This window comes from Nonomuraea sp. B208, from assembly GCF_057536035.1.
Window position 1 is genome coordinate 121,912 of sequence record NZ_BAAJOU010000034.1, and the last position, 19,499, is coordinate 141,410.

General features: G+C 72.4%; 16 protein-coding genes. 11 read left to right on the forward strand and 5 right to left on the reverse strand.

Features of this window, described 5'->3' with window-relative positions; all coding sequences use genetic code 11:
* Positions 1-15: 15 nt before the first annotated feature.
* On the reverse strand, positions 16-1,434 hold the full coding sequence (locus AC27IY_RS47825) for an LCP family protein (protein ID WP_344208812.1): 1,419 nt from the start codon (positions 1,432-1,434) through the stop codon (positions 16-18).
* Between the two features lie 329 nt (positions 1,435-1,763).
* On the opposite strand from AC27IY_RS47825, the gene AC27IY_RS47830 reads away from it, so the two are divergent.
* The 7 genes from AC27IY_RS47830 to AC27IY_RS47860 all read left to right on the forward strand — a co-directional run bounded on the left by AC27IY_RS47830 (position 1,764) and on the right by AC27IY_RS47860 (position 10,039).
* Entirely contained in the window at positions 1,764-3,221 is a 1,458-nt protein-coding gene (locus AC27IY_RS47830) for an aldehyde dehydrogenase family protein (RefSeq protein ID WP_487181956.1), read from the forward strand.
* A 56-nt stretch (positions 3,222-3,277) separates the two neighbouring features.
* A complete protein-coding gene (locus AC27IY_RS47835) occupies positions 3,278-3,637 on the forward strand; it encodes a putative antibiotic biosynthesis monooxygenase (RefSeq protein WP_449947549.1) in 360 nt (119 codons plus the stop codon).
* A complete protein-coding gene (locus AC27IY_RS47840) occupies positions 3,634-4,875 on the forward strand; it encodes a low temperature requirement protein A (RefSeq protein WP_487181957.1) in 1,242 nt (413 codons plus the stop codon). The genes AC27IY_RS47835 and AC27IY_RS47840 overlap by 4 nt, the downstream gene beginning before the upstream one ends.
* Positions 4,876-5,098: 223 nt before the next feature.
* Complete coding sequence (locus AC27IY_RS47845; protein ID WP_487181958.1) at positions 5,099-7,858, forward strand: ATP-binding protein; 2,760 nt, start codon at positions 5,099-5,101, stop codon at positions 7,856-7,858.
* A 160-nt stretch (positions 7,859-8,018) separates the two neighbouring features.
* Positions 8,019-8,843 carry an alpha/beta fold hydrolase gene (locus AC27IY_RS47850; protein WP_487181960.1) on the forward strand — a complete coding sequence of 275 codons (825 nt, stop codon included), beginning with the start codon at positions 8,019-8,021 and terminating at the stop codon, positions 8,841-8,843.
* A 55-nt stretch (positions 8,844-8,898) separates the two neighbouring features.
* A complete protein-coding gene (locus tag AC27IY_RS47855; protein ID WP_159528653.1) occupies positions 8,899-9,222 on the forward strand; it encodes a putative quinol monooxygenase in 324 nt (107 codons plus the stop codon).
* A gap of 124 nt (positions 9,223-9,346) precedes the next feature.
* Positions 9,347-10,039, forward strand: a complete 693-nt coding sequence (locus AC27IY_RS47860) for an SDR family NAD(P)-dependent oxidoreductase (protein ID WP_449947539.1) — start codon at positions 9,347-9,349, stop codon at positions 10,037-10,039.
* 134 nt (positions 10,040-10,173) lie between these two features.
* On the opposite strand, the gene AC27IY_RS47865 is transcribed toward AC27IY_RS47860, so the two are convergent.
* The gene (locus AC27IY_RS47865; RefSeq protein WP_423451539.1) at positions 10,174-10,851 is read right to left on the reverse strand and encodes a response regulator; all 678 of its coding nucleotides are present in this window, start codon (positions 10,849-10,851) and stop codon (positions 10,174-10,176) included.
* On the reverse strand, positions 10,848-12,011 hold the full coding sequence (locus AC27IY_RS47870; protein WP_487181963.1) for a sensor histidine kinase: 1,164 nt from the start codon (positions 12,009-12,011) through the stop codon (positions 10,848-10,850). Before AC27IY_RS47870 ends, AC27IY_RS47865 begins: the two co-directional genes overlap by 4 nt.
* 165 nt (positions 12,012-12,176) lie before the next feature.
* Here AC27IY_RS47870 and AC27IY_RS47875 point away from each other — a divergent pair, with 165 nt between their 5' ends.
* Positions 12,177-13,280, forward strand: coding sequence for a carboxymuconolactone decarboxylase family protein (locus AC27IY_RS47875; protein ID WP_487181965.1), 1,104 nt, complete (start codon positions 12,177-12,179; stop codon positions 13,278-13,280).
* On the opposite strand, the gene AC27IY_RS47880 is transcribed toward AC27IY_RS47875, so the two are convergent.
* Complete coding sequence (locus AC27IY_RS47880) at positions 13,196-13,675, reverse strand: MSMEG_6728 family protein (protein ID WP_344208798.1); 480 nt, start codon at positions 13,673-13,675, stop codon at positions 13,196-13,198. The two genes, AC27IY_RS47875 and AC27IY_RS47880, sit on opposite strands and share 85 nt — an antisense overlap.
* A gap of 74 nt (positions 13,676-13,749) precedes the next feature.
* Between AC27IY_RS47880 and AC27IY_RS47885 the strand changes: the two genes are divergently transcribed.
* The 3 genes from AC27IY_RS47885 (at position 13,750) to AC27IY_RS47895 (ending at position 18,062) form a co-directional block, all read left to right on the forward strand.
* Complete coding sequence (locus tag AC27IY_RS47885; protein ID WP_487181968.1) at positions 13,750-16,029, forward strand: xanthine dehydrogenase family protein molybdopterin-binding subunit; 2,280 nt, start codon at positions 13,750-13,752, stop codon at positions 16,027-16,029.
* A gap of 126 nt (positions 16,030-16,155) precedes the next feature.
* Entirely contained in the window at positions 16,156-16,626 is a 471-nt protein-coding gene (locus AC27IY_RS47890; RefSeq protein ID WP_487181970.1) for an ATP-binding protein, read from the forward strand.
* Positions 16,627-16,718: 92 nt separating this feature from the next.
* Positions 16,719-18,062: a polysaccharide lyase domain-containing protein gene (locus tag AC27IY_RS47895; RefSeq protein ID WP_423451534.1), complete on the forward strand. Its 1,344-nt coding sequence runs from the start codon at positions 16,719-16,721 to the stop codon at positions 18,060-18,062.
* A 5-nt stretch (positions 18,063-18,067) separates the two neighbouring features.
* Here AC27IY_RS47895 and AC27IY_RS47900 read toward each other — a convergent pair whose 3' ends face one another.
* Positions 18,068-19,429 carry a DHA2 family efflux MFS transporter permease subunit gene (locus AC27IY_RS47900; RefSeq protein WP_487181972.1) on the reverse strand — a complete coding sequence of 454 codons (1,362 nt, stop codon included), beginning with the start codon at positions 19,427-19,429 and terminating at the stop codon, positions 18,068-18,070.
* Positions 19,430-19,499 lie beyond the last annotated feature (70 nt).

Below are 19,499 nucleotides of genomic sequence, written 5' to 3' on the forward strand. Positions count from 1 at the left end.
GGCGCGGGACGGTCCTCAGGTGGCGCAGGAGTCGTGGGTGGCGTCGAAGCCCTTGATCGCCTCGCCGTCGTCGGGACGCAGCTCCTTCAGGCCCTTCCAGTCGTCGCCGATCACCAGCACCAGCTGGTTGGTCCGGGCCTTGGGCAACTCGCGCAGCGACGCGCCGAGCAGGTCGCCGGTGAGGGTCGGGACGCGGGTCTCGCCGTTGGGGCCGTAGAGCACGGTGGTCTTCGCGTACGGCTTGCGGGCGGTGTCGCCGATCTTCGTGACGTGGTAGCCGCGCTGTTCGAGGAAGGCGGCGACCTGGGTGCCGAGGCCGCCGCGCCAGGTGCCGTTGCGCAGCTCGACCTGGATCTTGGAGCGGCCCACCTTGGCCTGGCCGCCCTTGACGCCCTCGACGCTCTGGTCCTTGGCGACGATCTGGAACAGCCGGTTGGCCTGCGGCTGCGTCCACTCCACCCGGCCCGGCTGGGTGAGCGAGTAGTGCCACGGGGTGGTGATGAACCGGATCTTGCCGGCGTCGAGCCCCTGGAGGCTGGTGGCGAGGTCCTTCATGACGCCCGTGGTCAGGTCGCGGTCGGTGGTGACCGCCTTGGTGGCCGCGTCGAGCAGGCCGAACAGCTTCGCCGGATCGGTCAGCGTCTCGCCGCTCATCACCTGCTTGACCATCGAGGCGATGAACATCTGCTGCCGCTGGATGCGCCCGATGTCGGAGCCGTCGCCGAAGCTGTAGCGGGCGCGTACGTAGCCGAGCGCCTGCTCGCCGTTGAGCTTCTGCCGGCCGGCGGGCAGGTGCAGCAGCGCCTTCTTGTCGTCCACGCGCTGCGGCAGGCAGACCTCGACGCCGCCGAGTGCGTTGACGATGCCCTTGAAGCCGGTGAAGTCGACCTTCACGAAGTGGTCGATGCGGATGTGGGTGAGGTGCTCGATCGTCTTCCAGGTGCAGCCGATGCCGCCCGAGTTGAACGACTCGTTGATCATGCCGAGGTGCGCCCGCTGCCCGGGGAACGCGCCCGTGGCCCGGCAGGCCGGAAGCTGCACGAGCGAGTCGCGCGGGAAGCTGACGACCATCGCGTTGTCGCGCTTGGACGACACGTGCATCAGCATGATCGTGTCGGTGCGCTCGCCCGCGATCGAGTGGCCGTATCTGGCGTTCTTGCCGTCGCGCTGGTCGGAGCCGACCACCAGGACGTTCATCGCGGTGCCGGCGACCTTCGGCGGGCGGGTCGTGCCGAGGTCGTCGGAGGTGAGGTCCTCGTGCTTGATGTTGCCGTTGAGCTTGGCGAGGACGCCGACCGCGACGCCCGCCACCAGCAGGACGACGGTCACCGAGATCGCCAGCACCCACCGCAGCCAGCGGCGGCGCCGGCGCGGCTGCGCGCCAGGCTCTGAGTCCGGCTCCGAGGCCGGCGCGTCGACAAGCCCGCTGCTCACGTGACTCCCCAAGGGACGGGGCCGAAGGGCGGGCCGCCCCTGGCCAAGAGCCTCGCCGTACAGTTCTCGGCCGTGGATCGAGCCCGAGTGTATCCAGTCAGCGGCGCCTGCGGGCCCGCATCCGGACGTCCGGGCGGTAACGACCGATCGAAGATTCAGGGCGCGGACTGTTGGCTGCAGCTCAGCGGGGCTGCGCCCCGGTACTGACGTAAGCGAGCCGTCGACCGGATGTCAGTCAGCTGACGGAGGCTGTCGGCACGGCCGCCGAGCCATTCTCGTGGAGACATCGAAACCGCCCGGTACCCGGGCGAGACCACGAGGAGCGGACCATGAACACCATCGCGCAGCACTGGATCAACGGACAGTGGACAGGCTCCGGCTCGGTTCTGGAATCGATCAACCCGGCCGACGGCACCGTCGTCGGCTCGTTCTACGACGGTGGCGAGGCAGAGGCCTCGGCCGCCGTGGACGCAGCCGCCGCCGCGTTCGAGACCACCGAATGGGCGCGCACTCCCTCACTCCGGGCGACCGCACTCAGCCGGCTGGCCGACGCCCTCGAGGCCCGGGTACCCGAGGTCGCGGCCATGCTGTCCCGGGAGAACGGCAAGCTGCTGGGTGAGACCACGTGGGAGGTCAGCGGTGCAGTCGGGTGGCTGCGCTACGCGGCGGCCTCTGTGCGCACCCAGACCGCCGGGCGCGCCGCCGAGACGGCACCCGGCCAGTACACCCACTCGGTGCCCGAGCCGCTCGGTGTCGCCGGGATCATCTCTCCCTGGAACTCTCCCATCATGCTGACCGTGCGGGCACTGGGCCCGGCGCTGGCCGCCGGCTGCACCGTCGTGGTCAAGCTTCCGGCTCAGACGGCGCTGACCAATGAGCTTTTCGCGCAGGTCCTGGCCTCGGTCCCGGAGATCTCGGCGGGTGTGGTCAGCGTGTTCACCGAGTCCGGCAACACCGGGGCCCCGTTCCTGGTCTCCTCGGACAAGGTCGACGTGATCAACTACACCGGCAGTACGCCGGTCGGGCGCCGTATCGCGGCCGCGGCCTCCACCACGCTCAAGCGGCTCGGTCTGGAACTGGGCGGTAAGGCGCCGATGGTGATCTTTCCCGACGCCGATCTGGACATGGTGATCCCGACCGTGGTGCAGTCGCTGGTGCTGATGAACGGGCAGTTCTGCTGCACCGGCTCCCGCGTACTGGTTCACCGGGACATCGCCGACCAGGTGCGCACTCGCCTCACCGCCGCGCTCGCGCAGGTGCGGCTCGGGTCGGGCGACGACGAGAAGGCCCAGCTCGGCCCGGTGATCGACCGGGCGTCCGCCCAGCGGGTGGACGCGATCGTCGAGGAAGCCGCCTCGTACGGCACGGTACTGCTGCGCGGCGGTGTGGTCACCGACGGCCCGCTGGCCGCCGGCGCGTTCTACCGGCCGAGCCTGATCGAGGTGGACCGCACCGACGTCCGAATCGTGCAGGAAGAAGTCTTCGGTCCGGTCCAGACATTCGAGATCTTCGACGACGAGGACGACGCCGTGACCAAGGCGAACGCCACCATCTACGGCTTGGCCGCCTCGGTGTTCAGCTCGGACTCGATGAAGGCCCGCCGGGTCGCCCGGCGCATCCGCACCGGCACGGTATGGATCAACACCTGGGGAGCCATCAGCGAGGACTTCGAGGAGGGCGGCGTCAAGGGCAGCGGTTACGGCTACCTGTGCGGCCCGCGCGCAATCGAGGAGTTCCAGGCCCTCAAGGTGTACGTGGAGCAGGACCACACCCAGTCCGCTCACTGATCAGATCATGACCCGGCTGGCGCCCGCCCGGGCGCCGGGCGAATTTGGAGTGGTCCATGAACGAGAGAACTGTTTCCCACGCCTACGGTGCCGACGATCCTGGATTGCCAAGTCCACCGGCAGTGACAGACATCCGGCATACGCTCAGGGAGCAGAGCCGGAACGTGTCCGCGAACGCCGAACCTCGGCTCGGCCCCACCGTTCCGGCCGCCGTCCGGCGTTGGAAGCTGTGGCTCCTCACCGTGTGCGCCATCTACCCCACCATCGTCCTGCTCGGCCTGGCCACGAACCCTGTTCTGGAGGATCTGTACCTGCCGGTGCGACTCGCTGTGCTCGTCCCGGCGGCAGCAGCAGCGATGGTCTGGCAGATCAATCCCCGACTGCAGCGGCATTTCGGAGCTTGGCTCACCAGATGACAAGCAGCCCGGCTCCGCCGCCGGTGTGCTCCGCGGCGCCCGCACACCACAGACCACTGCGCAGGCTCACGGCGCGAGGCCGCGACGAGGCCCATCGCGGCGTCTCCTCACTGGAGCTCTTCTTCGACCTGTGCTTCATCGTGGCCATAGCCCAGGCAGGCGCCCAGTTGGTGCACGCCATGGTCGAGGGACACGCGGGCGAGGGGATCCTCAGCTACTTGATGATCTTCTTCGCCATCTGGTGGGCGTGGATGAACTTCACGTGGTTCGCCTCGGCTTACGACAACGACGACATGCTGTACCGGATCGTCACGCTGATCCAGATAGCCGGCGTGCTCGTCCTGACGGCAGGCGTCTCCCAGGCGTTCGAGGAACACGCGTACCTGGTCGTCATCCTGGGCTATGTGATCATGCGGCTCGCCATGACGGCGCAGTGGCTGCGCGTGGCGCGGTCGAGCCAGGGCCCCGAGCGGACGATGGCGCTGCGGTACGCCATCGGGCTGTGCCAGATCGGCTGGCTGGGGCTACTGGCCCTGCCGGAGGCCGGCCGCCCGTGGGTCTTCCTGGTGATGGCGCTGCTGGAGATGGCCGTACCGCTGTATGCGGAGCGGGCCCACCCCACGCCGTGGCACGCCCACCACATCGCCGAACGGTACGGGCTGCTCACGCTCATCGTGCTCGGCGAGACCATCGCGGCGGCCACCGTCGCCGTGAAGTCGGGGATCGACGAGCACGAGGCCCTGGGTGAGTTGCTGCCCATCGCCGCCGGCGGGCTGCTGATCATCTTCGCCGCCTGGTGGGTGTACTTCGCGGTCCCCATCCACGGGCACCTCCGGTCCAACCGGCAGTCCTTCCTCTGGGGTTACGGCCACTACCTGATCTTCGTCTCGGGTGCCGCGATCGGGGCCGGTCTGGAGGTGGCGGTGGAGCAGGCGGTGGGCAAGGCACACCTTTCGGCGCTGTCGGCGTCGGCGGCGGTGACGCTGCCGACAGCGCTGTTCCTGCTCACGGTGTGGGCGCTGCACTCGCGCTTCTACAAGGTGGGGATCGCCCAGCAGTCGGTGCTGCCGGTCACGGCGCTGCTGGTGGTCGCCTGTACGTTCCTGGGTCACTGGGCGGTGCTCGCGGCGGGGCTGGTGGCGGCGCTGGCGGTGGCAGCCGGGGTGACGCTGACGGCGCTCGGGGCGAGCCCGGAGCGCGGGAGGGGCGAGGAAGGCGTCGCGGTGCCAGTTCTGTGAGGTAACCCTCGCCGCCGCGGTTCCAGCTCGCCCGGCAGCAGCGCCCGGCTGGTGTTCTGCATGATCTTCGTCTGGGAGCTGCGGGTGTCGGCGAAGCAGATGGCTTCGGGCTCCGTTTGCCGGTGGGTGCGATAATTGCTGGTCAGGTGCGTGGCTGGAGGTTCGACTGCCTCGCGAGGTACAGCGAGGGACACGGCGGATGTGGGCGAAGTCAAGGACGGACATGGGCGTCGGTCCGACCGGACTGGTCGGCCGGGAGGGCGAGCTCGCCGAGCTTGCGGCGTTCCTGGACATGGCCGGGATGAACGGAGCCGCCCTGCTGCTCACCGGTGATCCGGGCGTGGGCAAGACGGCACTCCTGGACGCGACCGCCGAGCTGGCGGTGGCGAAGGGAATGCGGGTCGTCCGCGGGAGCGGCGACGAGTACGAGACGGACATCAGCTTCGCGGGACTCCATCAGCTCGTCGGCTCGCTGCCGGACGAGCTCGGTCGTCTGCCGCATTCCACGCGGGAGGCCCTCGAGGTCGCCCTCGGTCTCGGCGCCGGCCCCGCGCCGAGGCAGATCGCCGTCCTGAACGCGGCACTGTCCCTGTTCGACGAGGCCGCGAAGGAGCGGCCGTTGCTCCTCGTGGTCGATGACCTTCATGCCGTCGACCAGGCGAGCCGGGCCGCGGTGGGTTTCGTCGCCAGAAGACTGGGCGGTCGCCGCATCGGGCTGCTCGGAGCACAGCGAGAGGAGTCCGACGAATCCTTCCGGTCCACCGGTCTGCCGGAGCTCGAGATCGCGCCGCTGGACGACGCGGACGCCCTGCGACTGCTGTCCCGGCGCTTCGCCCACCTCCCCCGCCGGGTCCTTTCGACCTTGGCGCACGAGGCACAGGGAAACCCCCTGGCTCTGCTCGAGTTCGCCGGGTCCACCGGGGCGTCCGGCGGCCGACACGGCCAAGGGGCGGGGTGGGCGAGCGGCCAGGGACGGGACGTGCGTGCTCTGTACAGCGCCCGCGTCGGACGGCTACCGCACAGAACGCGCGAAGTACTGCTGCTCGCGGCTCTCGATGGCTCCGGCGACATCGGCATTCTCGAGGCGGCCGGCGGGCCGGGCGGGCTCGACGGGCTCGCTCCCGCGGAGCGCGACCACCTGGTCATGGTCGCGGAGAACGGCCGCACGGTGCGCTTCAGGCACCCGCTGGTCAGGTCCGCGGTGGTCGACGGTTCCACCGGCGAGCAGCGGCGCACGGCCCACCGCCGGCTGGCCGACGCGCTGGGCGACCAGCCCGAGCGGCGCGGTGACCACCTCGCGAGAGCCACGACGGCGCCCGACGAGGCGGTCGCCGCCGCCGTGGAGTCGGCGGCCCGCAGCAGCCTGCGACGCGGTGACGCCGACGGCGCGATCGCGAGGCTGCGGCGCGCGGCCGAACTGAGCCCCGACCGGGCAGTCCGCAGACGCCGCCTGTCGCAGGCCGCCTACGTCGCCGCCTGGGTCGCGGGTCATCTGGAGGTCAGCCACGAGATCATGCGTGAGGTCGAGGGCGATCCGGCGGCCCGGTCGCTCTCGGCGGCCGCGACGGCCGGCTTCCTCGTGCTCGTCACGGAAGGGGACGCCGACACCGCCCACACGCTGCTGATGGCGGCGATCGAGCAGGCGCCGATGTCGCCCGGTCCGCCGTCCGGCGAGCTGGAGACCGCGCTCTTCACCCTCATGCTCGCCAGCCAGTACTCGGGCCGGCCCGAGCACTGGCAGCCTCTGTTCAAGGTCCTCGCACAGCTTCCCGCGGCGGCGCCCGCCGCCGCGGCGTACCTGGGGCGCGTCCACCACCACCTCGGCTCCATCACCGACGGCATGCTGCGCCGCCTGGACGAGGAGATCGCGCGGCTGAGGGACCAGAGCAACGCCGACGTGGTCATCCGCACCGCCCTGACCGCCTCCTACCTCGACCGACTTCCGGGCTGTCGCGAGGCCGTGTCCCGGGTCATACGCGACGGCGGCGCGGTGGGGTCGAGCATGCCGGCCCTGATGTTCGTCGCCCTGGACGACCTCTACGCCGGCCGGTGGCAGGCGTCGGCCGGCGCCGCGGACGAGCTCATCGCCCTGTCCGAGGAGACGGGATACCACTTGTTCGCCCAGGTGGGGCACTACATCGCCGCGATGGCCGCGGCCCAGCGCGGCGACCTCGACGCGTGCCGCCGCCACTGCGAGGCCGTCTGGGGGTGGTCAGGGCCCAGGGGACTGCGGCGGCTGGAGAACTGCGCCCACCAAGCGGCGGCCCGGGCGGCCCTCGGCGCCGCCGACTTCGAGACAGCCTTCCGGCACGCCACAGCGATCTGCGCCCCGGGTGTGCTGCCGCCGTTCAACCCCGAGGCCGTGTGGTCCGCGCCGGACCTCGTCGAGGCCGCCGTGCGCACCGGGCGGCACGCGGAGGCGCGACGGCACGCGGACGCGCTTCGCGACGCCGGTGTCGGCCACCTCTCGTCGCGGCTCGCGCTGAGCTCGGCCACGGTCACGGCGATGACATCAACTGCCGAGGACATGGTCCGGTGCTTCGAGGAGGCGCTCGCACTGCCGGGCGTCGAGCAGTGGCCCTTCGAGGTCGGCCATGCTCGTCTGGCGTACGGCGAAGCGCTTCGCAGGCAAGGACTCAACCGTGACGCCCGGGTGCAGCTGGCCGCCGCCCGCGACCGCTTCGAGGAACTCGGGGCCCGTTCGTGGGAGGCCCGGGCCGCTGCGGAGCTCCGCGCCACCGGCATGACGCGGGCCGGCCGGAACAAGGCCGGTGAGGCTCTCACCCCGCAGGAGCTGGAGGTCGCCAGGCTGGCGGCGACGGGCCTGTCGAATCCGCAGATCGCGTCGCATCTGTTCCTTTCGCCGCGGACCGTGTCGTCGCATCTCTACCATGTGTTCCCGAAGCTGGGAATCACATCGCGGGCCGAGCTCCGCGACGCACTGGAGGCGCTGCCTCCCGAGCCTCCGGCCACCGGGCTGTGAGAGCTACCGGTCGGGTCTCAGCACTGCCCCGGTGCTGACGTAAGCGAGTCGTCGGCCGGATGTCAGTCAGCTGACGGAGGCTGTCGGCACGGCCGCCGAGCCATTCTCGTGGAGACATCGAATCCGCCCGGTACCCGGGCGAGACCACGAGGAGCCGACCATGCCGTTCGTCACCGCCAGCGACGGAACCGAGATCTTCTACAAGGACTGGGGCTCGGGCCGGCCGGTCATGTTCCACCACGGCTGGCCGCTGAGCTCGGACGACTGGGACGCCCAACTGCTGTTCCTCGTCCAGCACGGCTACCGTGTCATCGCCCACGACCGCCGCGGGCACGGGCGCTCCGCCCAGGTCGGCCACGGGCACGACATGGACCACTACGCGGCGGACGCCGCCGCCGTGGTGGCGCACCTCGGCCTGCGCGACGTCGTCCACGTCGGCCACTCCACCGGTGGCGGAGAGGTCGCCCGGTACGTCGCCAGACACGGTGCCGGGCGGGTCGCCAAGGCCGTCCTCATCGGAGCGGTCCCGCCGCTCATGGTTCAGACCGAATCGAACCCGGGAGGGCTGCCGGTCGAGGTCTTCGACGGCTTTCGCGAGGCCGTGGCCACCAACCGCTCCCAGTTCTACCTCGACCTCGCCTCCGGGCCGTTCTACGGGTTCAACCGCCCGGGCGCGGACATCTCCCAGGGCGTCATCCAGAACTGGTGGCGCCAGGGAATGACCGGCAGCGCGCAGGCGCACTACGAGGGGATCAAGGCGTTCTCGGAGACCGACTTCACCGACGACCTCCGGGCGATCGACGTGCCCACGCTCATCATGCACGGCGACGACGACCAGATCGTCCCGATCGCCGCCTCCGCGGAGATGGCGGTCACGTTGGTCAAGAACGCGCGCCTGAAGGTCTACCCGGGGCTGTCCCACGGCATGTGCACCGTCAACGCTGACACCGTCAACGCCGACCTCCTCGACTTCATCGAGAGCTGACACCGGCCCGGTACCGACACACAACCCGGCAGCACGGAACAGAACAGGAATCACCATGACCGCAACACCCACCGGCTACGTGACCGTTGTCTGGGACGCGAAGGCGAAGGCGGGCAGGGAGGCCGACCTCAAGGCGTTCATCACCGCCGCCGTCACCCCCTCGCGCAACGACCCCGGCAACATCGACTACGAGGCCCACGAAGTCGAGGGCCGACCCGGCGAATTCGTCATCTACGAACGCTGGGAGACCCGCGCCCACCTCGACGCCCACCTCGCCGCGCCCCGGATGCGGGAACTCGTCCCGCAGATGCTCGAACTGATCGACGGATCCATCGAGGACGGCATCCGCCTACTGCGCCCGTTCCGTCCCGCCCACTAGCGCCGGACGCCCGCCGGCATCGACGCCGGCGGGCCGCACCACCGCGAACCGATCCCGCGGGTGCTCCCGGTGACCGCTTTTGCGGGAGCACCCGCTCCGACGACACGCACAGGAGAGACACGACGTGACCACCACATTGATCACCGGCGGCAACAGGGGCCTCGGCCACGAGATCGCGCGCCGACTCGTCCAGGCGGGCCAGACGGTCTGGATCGGAGCCCGGGACGCCGGGAACGGACGCAAGGCCGCCGACCGGCTCGGCGCCGGCTTCGTCCAGCTGGACGTGACCGACGACGCGTCGGTCGACGCGGCGGTCAAGACGCTGCGCGCACGGGCCGGCCACCTGGACATTCTCGTCAACAACGCCGGCATCCTCGGCGAAGTGACCGCGCCCGAGGACATGACGGCCGACCAGATTCGCCACGTCTACGAAACCAACGTCTTCGGACTGGTGCGCGTCACGCACGCGTTCCTGCCCCTGCTGCGGATGGCGGCCGCCCCGTCCGTCGTCAACGTCACCAGCGGCCTCGGCTCGTTCACGCTGACCCACGACCCAGAGCGGGTCGAGTCGCAGTATCCGCTCGCCGCCTACGGCTCGTCGAAGAGCGCGGTCACCATGCTGACCATGCAGTACGCCAGAACGATCCCCGACGTCCGCTTCAACGCGGTAGACCCCGGCCAGACCGCGACCGAGTTCACCGGCCACATCGGGCAGAGCGTCGAGGAGGGCGCCGAGGCGGCGGTGCGCATCGCCACCCTGGGGCCCGACACGCCCACCGGCACGGTGACCGACCGCGCCGGCACACTCCCCTGGTGACGGCTGGGCCGGAAGGCCGACCGCCGAGCAACAGCAGCACAGGCCACCGCGCAGACGGGAGCCCGAGCCGGCTGGAATCCCCCTCCTTCTTCAGTCGTGGGGAGCGCTTCACATGTTCATCCGCCCGCCATACGTCACCCGTGGACGTCCGACCTGCCGCTCCTGGGAGCGACCAGCCCGGATTCATAGGCGAACACCACGAGTTGCGCCCGGTCACGGGCGTGCAGCTTGGTCATCGCCCGGCTGACGTGCGTCTTCGCGGTGGTCGGGCTGATCACCATGTGGGCGGCGATCTCGTCGTTGGACAGGCCGCGGGCGACCAGCGCGGTGACCTCGCGCTCGCGGTTGGTCAGCACGCCCAGGGCCTCGGGGGACGGGCCGGGGCGGCGGGCGACGTACTCGCCGATCAGGCGGCGGGTGATCGCGGGGGACAGCAGGGCGTCGCCTCGGGCCGCCACGCGGACGCCCTGGAGCAGGTCGGCGGGCTCGGTGTCCTTCACCAGGAAGCCGCCGGCGCCGGCCCGCAGGGCGTTGACGACGTACTCGTCGAGGCCGTAGTTGGTGAGGATCACGACGTGCGTGCCGGACAGGCGGTCGTCGGCGGCGATCCGGCGGGTGGCCTCGATGCCGTCCATGACCGGCATCTGGATGTCGACCAGGGCCACGTCGGGGCGGTGCTCCAGGGCCAGCGCGACGGCCTGCTCGCCGTTCGCGGCCTCGGCGACCACCTCCAGGTCGTCCTCGGCCTCCAGCAGGGCGCGGAAGCCGCCGCGGATGAGCGCCTGGTCGTCGGCGAGCAGCACGCGGATCACGCCGGCTCCCGCAGCGGCAGCGCGGCCTGGACGGTGAAGCCGCCCTCGGGGCGGGGCTCGGTGCGCAGCCGGCCGCCGAGCGCCGACACGCGCTCGCGCATGCCGCGCAGGCCGGTGCCGGGGACGGGGGGCTCGCCGGCCGACGCGTTGCCGTCGTCGTCCACCTGGACCACCAGCTCGGCGTCCGCGTACTCGACGCGCACCCGCGCCGCCGCCGCTCCGGCGTGGCGTGAGACGTTGGTGAGCGCCTCCTGGACGATCCGGTACGCGGCCCGGTCCACCTCGGGCGGCAGCGCGCGCCGGGCTCCCGCGACGGTCACCGTGGTCGGCAGGCCGATCGAGCGGGCCCGCCGCACCAGGTCGTCGAGCCGGTCCAGCCCGCTCGGCACGTCCTCCTCCGGGGTGGGGGCGGGGTCGCGCAGGACCTCCAGGGTGGCGCGCAGCTCGCGCATGGCGTCACCGCTCGCCTCCTGGATCGCGAGCAGCGCCGCGGGCACCTCCTCGCCCCGCTTGCGCGCCAGGTGCACGGCCACCCCCGCCTGCACCTTGATGACCGAGATGCTGTGGGTGAGCGAGTCATGCAGCTCCCTGGCGATGCGCAGCCGCTCCTCGCCCGCCCGCCGCCTGGCGGCCTCCTCGCGGGTGCGCTCGGCCTCGGCGGCCCGCTGCTGGGCCTGCTCCAGGTACGCCTGCCGGTGCCGGGTCACCGTCGCCGCCACCCCGGCCGCCACGAACCAGCCGAGCAGCAACGTCGTGGCCTGCAGGATCTCCTTGGCGCTCCGGTCGGTGACGGTGGCGAAATCCGTGGCGAGGCTCGCGCCCAGGAAGGCGGTGGCGGCGAGCGCGGGGAGCAGCCGGTGACCGTACCTGACCGCGCCGAACACCGAGATCATCACAGGGAACGCGGCCGGCGGCCCCGGCTGGGCGTGCACGGCGTAGACGAGCATGGCGGCCGTGCTCCCGGCCAGCGCCGGCAGGGGAGCCCGCCGCCAGGCCGCGAGCGCCAGCGAGCCGGCGAGCACGGCCCCGAGGTCGATCGCGAGGCCGGCCGGGTCCGGGTGCGGCGTGCCGACGAGCACGTTCACCGCTAGCGTGACGGCGACGACCCCGGCGAGCAGCGCGTCCTGGGCGGACGGCCCCAATCGCTCCAGATACCTCACCTCTGCAGATTAGGGTTTTTCCCGGCGGTGATCCTCCGCAGAAGGGCGTATTCTCCGGCTACTTCCGGCGTAGTACGTTGCGAGCATCCCGGTTCGGCGGCGTAGCGGGAGAAGCATCCGGCGGCACGACGACCGCAGGCCCGCCGGGGCCACACGATGTCCGGCATGGACGACACGACCAGAAACAGGGGCCAGTTCCGCTATGTGACCCCGGTGCCGCCCGACGCCGCGACCGGCCGGGTCGCCGACGTCTACCGGCAGCTCGCCGACGACTTCGGCATGGCGCGCATGGCGGTCTTCCTGACCCTGTCGCCCGCGCCCGAGGTGCTGGCGGCCACCTGGGCGCTGCTGCGCGAGACGCTGCTCGCGGGGGACGCCCCGCGCACCGGCAAGGAGGTCGTGGCGCTGGGGGTGTCGCTGGCCAACCGGTGCCCGTTCTGCGTGGCGGCGCACACGACGCTGCTGCACGCGACCGGCGACCACCGGCTCGCCGAGACCGTCGCCGCGGGGGGCGTCCCCGACGATCCCGGGCACGCGCGGCTGCTGGCCTGGGCCAAGGACCGGGGCCCGGCGCCGTTCCCCGCCGAGCACGCCCCCGACTACGTCGGGACCGCGCTGACCTTTCACTTCGTCAACCGGATCGCCTCGGCGCTGCTCACCGAGAACCTGCTGCCCGGCAACCTGCAGCGGTCGCGGCTGGTGCGGAGCGTGGGCGGGCGGGCGATGTCCCGGACGGTGCGCAGGCGGCTGCCCGGCGGGGCGGCCCTGCCGCTGATCGCCGATCTGGGCGGGCGTCCCGAGCCCGGCTGGGCGCGGCGCAGGCCGGCCGGCGTGGCCTACGCGGCGCTGCGCACGGTGGCGGGCGACGGGGGCGACCTGCTCAGCGCCGAGGCCAGGGACGCCGTCGCCGGCGCGGTCGCCGCCTGGGACGGCGAGCACCCGCTGATGGGCGGCGCCCGGCTGGACGGCCTGCTCGCCGGGCTCCCGCCCGCCGACCGGCCCGCGGCCCGGCTGGCGCTGCTCACGGCGCTGGCGCCGTACCGGGTGACGGACGCCGACGTGGCCGCCTGGCGCGGCTCCGGCTCGGGCGGGGACGCCGCGCTGGTGCGGATCATCGCCTATGGGGCGATCCTCGCGACCGAGTGGGCGGAGAGCGTGATCATCGCGGGCCTCCCGCCGGCGGGCTACGCCGGAGGCGGGAGGCGGTCGGAGCGGGGCCAGACGTACTCCAGGTCGTCGGGCTCCTCGTCGCCGAACTTCGGCCGGTAGTAGGCGGGGTCCTTGCGCAGCAGGGCCGAACGGTGGCTGCGGTGCAGGGCCTCGTCGCCGAGCCAGGGCGGCAGCTCGCCGGCCGTGGCGAGCTCGGGCTGGCGGCGGATCTCGGAGGTGCCGCGGAGCTGGGCCAGCTCGGTGGTCATGGTGGCGGCGCAGGTGTCGGCGCGGCCCAGGGCGCACCAGGTGTCGCAGACCTCCAGGCCGTAGCGGATGAGCGCCTCCTCGTACCCGGCCCACATCTTGACGACGGGGTGGTGCCGCCAGCCGTAGCCGGGGACGGTGAGGGCGCGCAGGATCTGCAGGGTCTCGACCCGCTGCTTGCCGAGCCGCAGCGGGTCGAGCACCCCCGCTGTCGCCACAAAATCCGGATAAGGCAGGAACGTCTGCATCGGCCACCCCCTCTGACCTGCTCCTACCCCTGGATCGTCTGGACCGCTCGCCGAAGCGCGCTCACAATCGGCCCATGGGAGACGGATATGTCGGCGCCAGGACGCCGCGACGGGAAGACGCCCGGCTGCTGACCGGACGGGCCAGGTACGTCGGCAACGTCCGGTTGCCCGGCCAGGCGTACGCGCACGTGATCCGCAGCCCCATCGCGCACGGGCGGCTGCTCGGCTGCGACGTCAAGGGAGCCTGGGCGGCCGACGGCGTGCTCGACGTGATCACCCCGGCGGACGCCGCGGGCCTCCGCCTGCCCTGCGTCAACCTCTCACCGGGCCAGCGCCTCACCGGCTACCCGGTGCTGGACGAGACCATCAGGTACGCGGGCCAGCCCCTCGCCCTCGTCGTCGCCCGTACCCCCGAGGCCGCCAGGGACGCCGCCGACCTCGTCGACCTGGAGCTCGGCGAGCTGCCCGCGCTCGTCGGCGCGGAGCGGGCACTGGCGGCGGACGCCCCGCTGCTCCACCCCGAGCTGGGCACGAACGTCGTCACCGAGTTCCTGCTCGGCGACGACGACTGCGCGGCCGTGATCGAGGGAGCGGCGCACGTCGTGGAGATGACGTTCCGGATGGGACGGGTCTCGCCGCACCCCATCGAGCCGCGCGGCGTCGTGGCCGACTGGTCCGGCGACGAGCTGACCGTGCACATCTCCACGCAGGCGCCGCACCACGTGCGCGAGCACCTGGCCGAGGCGCTCGGCCTCTCGCACGACCGGGTACGGGTGATCGCCGGCGACACCGGCGGCGGCTTCGGCGCCAAGGAGCACGTCTACCCGGACGAGACGCTGATCTGCCTGGCCGCGACGCGCCTCGGCCGCCCGGTGGCCTGGACGGAGGCCCCTGGCGACCGGCTGCTGGCCACGCTGCCCGCGCGGGCCGCCGTGCACCGGGGGCGGCTGGCGCTGGACCACGACGGGCGGTTCCTGGCCCTGGAGGGGGACGTGCTCGCCGACCTCGGCGCCCACCCGTCCAACGCGGGCGCCTCGACGGCGGCGGTGACCGCCACGCTGCTGCCCGGCCCTTACCGGTTCGACCGCGTCGCCGTCCGCGTGCGGGCCGTGGTGACCACCACGACCCCCACCGGCTCCTACCGGGGCTTCGGCCAGCCCGAGGGGACACTGACGCGGGAGCGGCTGATCGACGAGGCCGCCCGCAGGCTGGGCGTCGACCCGGTCGAGCTGCGGCTGCGCAACATGCTGCGGCCGGACGAGCTGCCGTGCACGACCCGCGTCCATCAGCGCTACGACTCCGGCGACTACCCGCGCGCCCTGCGGACGCTGCGCGACCTGGTCGAGCCGGTGGTGAAGGACGACGGCCGGCGGCGCGGCATCGGCTGGTCCTGCCACGTGGAGAGCACCGGCATGGGACCGTCCGACGACCTCAAGGCCATCGGGATCCTGGCCGGCGGCTACGAGACGGCGGTGCTGCGGATGGAGCAGGACGCCTCCGTGGTCGTCGCCTCGGGCGTGGTCGGCATGGGCCAGGGCATCGAGACCGCGCTGGCGCAGCTCGCCGCCGACCGGGTGGGGGTGCCGCTGGAGCGGGTGCGGGTGGTGCTGGGGGACACGGCGGCGACGCCGTACTCGTCGGTGGGGTCGATCGCCAGCCGGGCGCTGACGCTCGGCGGCGGCGCGCTGGTGCGGGCGGCGGCGCGGTTGCGGGACAAACTGCTGGCCATCGCGGCGCACCGGCTGGAGGCCGCGCAGGAGGACCTTGAGCTCGTCGGCGACGTCGTACGGGTCAAGGGCGACCCGCAGGCGTCGGTGCCGCTGCGCGAGCTGGCCACGTCCGCCTGGCGGGGCTGGGACCTGCCGGAGGGCGTGCCGCCCGGCCTGGAGGAGCGGGTCAGCTACGACCCGCCCGGCTACACCTACGCCTACGGCGCGCACGCGGCGGCCGTCGCCGTGGACCCGGAGACGGGCGCGGTCGAGGTCGAGCGCTACTGGGCGGTCAACGACGCGGGCGTGCTGGTGAACCCCGCCGTGGTGGAGGGCCAGATCCACGGCGGCGTCGCCCAGGGGCTCGGGCAGGCGCTGACCGAGGACATCGGCTACAGCGAGGAGGGCCAGCCGATCACCGACTACCTGCTGCCGACCACCCGGGAGGTCCCGGACATCCAGGTCGTCCTGCTGGAGACGCCGTCGCCGATCACGCCGGGCGGCATGAAGGGGGTGGGCGAGGCGGGCACGATCGGCCCGCCGGCCGCCGTCGCCAACGCGGTCGCCGCCGCCCTTCCCGAGATCGCCGACCGGGTCACGGACGTGCCGCTGACCCCGGCGGCGGTGTGGTCGCTGCTGCGCTGAGGTTCCGGTCTCCTTTCCGTGAGTTCACGATTTCTCACCGGAAACATCGAGCCGGACGGCCGTCTCGTGCGTACACGTTTCGACAGCCGCTTCAGTTCACCCGTGAACCCCCGGAAGCGAGACGTTATGACGACCACCCTGCGATCGCCCCGCCGGCGCGGGACGCGGTACGTGTGGCCGCTGCGGGAGGATGCCCGGACGGTCGCTCACGCGCGCACGGTCATCCGGCGGCACCTGTCGGACCTCGGCCTGCACCCCGACCTCGTCCACGACGCCGTGCTCATGGTGAGCGAGCTGGTGACCAACGCCCTCATGTACGGGGAGGCGCCGTACGAGCTGCTGCTGCACGTGGACGCCAAGGACATCATGTGCGTGGTCGTGGACGGCGGCCCCGCCCCGCCCGAGCCCGGGCCGCCCGACCTGGAGGCCGAGCACGGGCGCGGCCTGCGCATCGTGGCCCGGCTCTCCGACGGCTTCTACGGCTGCCATCCCCAGCGTTACGCCACGCATCCCGAGCTGGTGGGCAAGGGCACCTGGTTCGCCCTGCCCCGCCAGGGCCCGGTGTGCGCCGTCGTGCCCATCCGTTCTGGGACATAGCTTCTTAAGTCAGGACTTCCCGGCTACAGTGTCAGCCGCGAGCCGTGGATGATCTTCGTCGCGGGACGGGCCCCGGCCGCCCTGGAGGCCGTATGTCTGTCTGGATCCCGCGTGCCGGCGCCGCGGTCGCCGTCCTCGCGCTCACCGCGACCCTCACCGCCTCACCGGCGTCGGCCGCAGCCGCGCGGACCTACTACGTGGACGCCGTCAACGGCAGCGACGCGGCGGCCGGCACCTCGCCCGCCACCGCGTGGAAGACGCTCACCAAGGCGTCCGCCGCGGCCCTCGCCCCCGGCGACCGGCTGCTGCTCGCCCGCGGCAGCACCTGGCAGGGGCAGCAGCTCGCCATCACCGGCTCGGGCACCTCCGCCGCGCCGATCGTCGTGGACGCCTACGGCACCGCCGCCGCCCGCCCGGTGATCACCGGGCACGCCGAGGCGTGCGTGAGCCTAGAAGGCGCCCACATCGAGCTCTACAACCTGCAGATCGGGATCGCGCGGGACGGCGCGCGCTGCACGTGGGCCGGGGTGAAGGTCTCCGGCGACGACAACGTGGTCGAGCGCAACCTCATCACCGGCGCCGCCGCCGGCGTCTACATCGAGCAGGGCACGCGCTACACGGCCGTGACGGCCAACGACTTCGTCGACAACGACCACATGAGCACGCTCACCCCGAAGGACGTCGACGACAACGACGACTCGGGCGCGTTCGCGATCCTCGTCCAGGGCGACGACTCCAACATCGGCTGGAACGAGATCCGCGGCTCCTCCGCCTTCAGCTACGACTACGGCACGGACGGCGCCGCCGTCGAGATCTTCCTCGGCTCGCGCAATTGGATCCACCACAACATCGCCGTGGACAACGAGACCTTCACCGAGCTCGGCACCAGCAGGGACGTCAACCCCGACGGCAGCCCGTCCGACCCCGACGGCACCTCGGGCAACGTCTTCGAGTACAACGTGATCACCGGGCCGGAGACCCAGGCCGCGCTGGTGACGAGGGGGCCGCAGGAGCCCGGCGAGGATCCCGACCCCAACGGCCCCGTCCTCGGCACCGTCTTCCGCAACAACAGCGTCCGCCTCACCCACGCCGACTCCCAGGGCGTGATCTGCGACGCCTCCTGCACGAACGCGCACCTGTCCATGTCCCAGAACATCGTCCAGGCCGTGGTCAAGACCGCCTACGGCCCCGGCGTCACCGACAGCCACCACAACGTGTTCTTCGGCGCCCGCCAGCACCAGATGGGCGGCACCGCCAACGTCACCGCCGACCCGCTGTTCGACCTGACCGACGCGGCCCAGCCGCTCAGGCTCCGCGCCGGCAGCCCGGCCATCGACCTCGGCGTGACGCGGTTCAGCGACCAGGACGTCGCCGGGCGCGCCATCGACGGCAGCGACGGCCCCGTGGACGCCGGAGCCCACGAGTACGACAAGTAAGCGGGTCAGCGCCGGACGGCGGCGAGGACCAGCAGCCCCGCCGCCAGCCCGGTCAGCGCGGCGGCCAGGTAGACCTCGTTCAGCGCCGCGTACGCCGCCCTGCCCCCGCCCTGGTAGAGCAGGCCGAGCGCGGCGACGCCGAGCGCGTAGCCGAGCTGCCTGACCGTGTTGACCGCGCCGGCCGCCATGCCCGCCCGGTGCGGTGGGACGGCGCCCATGGCGGCCGAGTTGAGCGCCGGGACGGCGAGGCCCACGCCGACGCCGACCACCACCAGGCCGGGCGCGAGCGCGGTCCAGCCCGTGTCCGGGCCGAGCCGGCCCTGGAGGAACGCGCCCGCGGCGATGAGCAGCAGCCCGCCGCCGAGCGCGACGCGCGGAGACAGCCGGGGGAGCAGCCGGGCGGCGGCCACCGCGACCACCAGGGACGTGACCGCCATCGGCGACAGCGCCACCCCCGCCAGCACCGGCCCGAGCGCCAGGGACTGCTGCAGCCAGAGCGAGGTGAAGGCGAGGCAGGCGAAGGCGGCCGGCATGAGCAGCCCGGCGCCCGCCATGATCCCGCTGAACGACCGGTTCGCGAACAGCCGCAGGTCCAGCATGGGCCGCGGGCTCCGCAGCTCGATCACCAGGAACGCGGCCAGCGCCACCGCGGCGGCGGCCAGCGGCCCGAGCGTCCGCGCCGCCGCCCATCCGTGCTGCCCGGCCTCGATCAGCCCGTACGTCAGCGCCCCCGTCGCCACCGTGAACGTCGCCATCCCCGCCCAGTCGAGCCCGGCCCCGCCCGGCAGCCGCGACTCCTTGACCGAGCGCAGCGTGAGCCAGGCGGCGACCAGGCTGATGGGCAGGTTCACCAGGAAGATGGCCCGCCAGTGCAGGTGCTCGGTGAGCAGGCCGCCGAGCACGGGCGCGACGGCGGCGGCGGCTCCGTTCACGCCGCCCCACACGCCGAACGCGATGCCCCGCTGCCGCCCCTCGTAGGTGGCGCTGACCAGGGCGAGCGTGGTGGCCATCATGGCCGCGCCGCCCATGCCCTGCACCACCCTGGCCGCCAGCAGCAGCGCGCCGTTCGGGGCGACCCCGCAGGCCAGCGAGGCCAGCGCGAACACCGCCAGCGCCACCAGGTACACCCGCCGGCGGCCGGCGTGGTCCGCGACGGACCCGGCCGCCAGCAGCAGGGCGGCGAGGGCCAGCGCGTAGCCGTCGAGCAGCCACTGCGTGTCGCCGAACGACATCCGCAGGTCGGCGGCGATCGGGGGAAGCGCGACCATGACGATGGTCACGTCGACGAGCAGCATGAAGGCGCCGAGGCAGGCGGCGACCAGCGGCCGCCAGCTCGCGGTCGTGGTGGGGGTCGTCACTTGTGTCATGAGTGCCAAGGTCGGGGACGGATGCCGGTCCTCGCCCGAAAACCGGGCCGTTCTGCCGGATTTCCGTGCG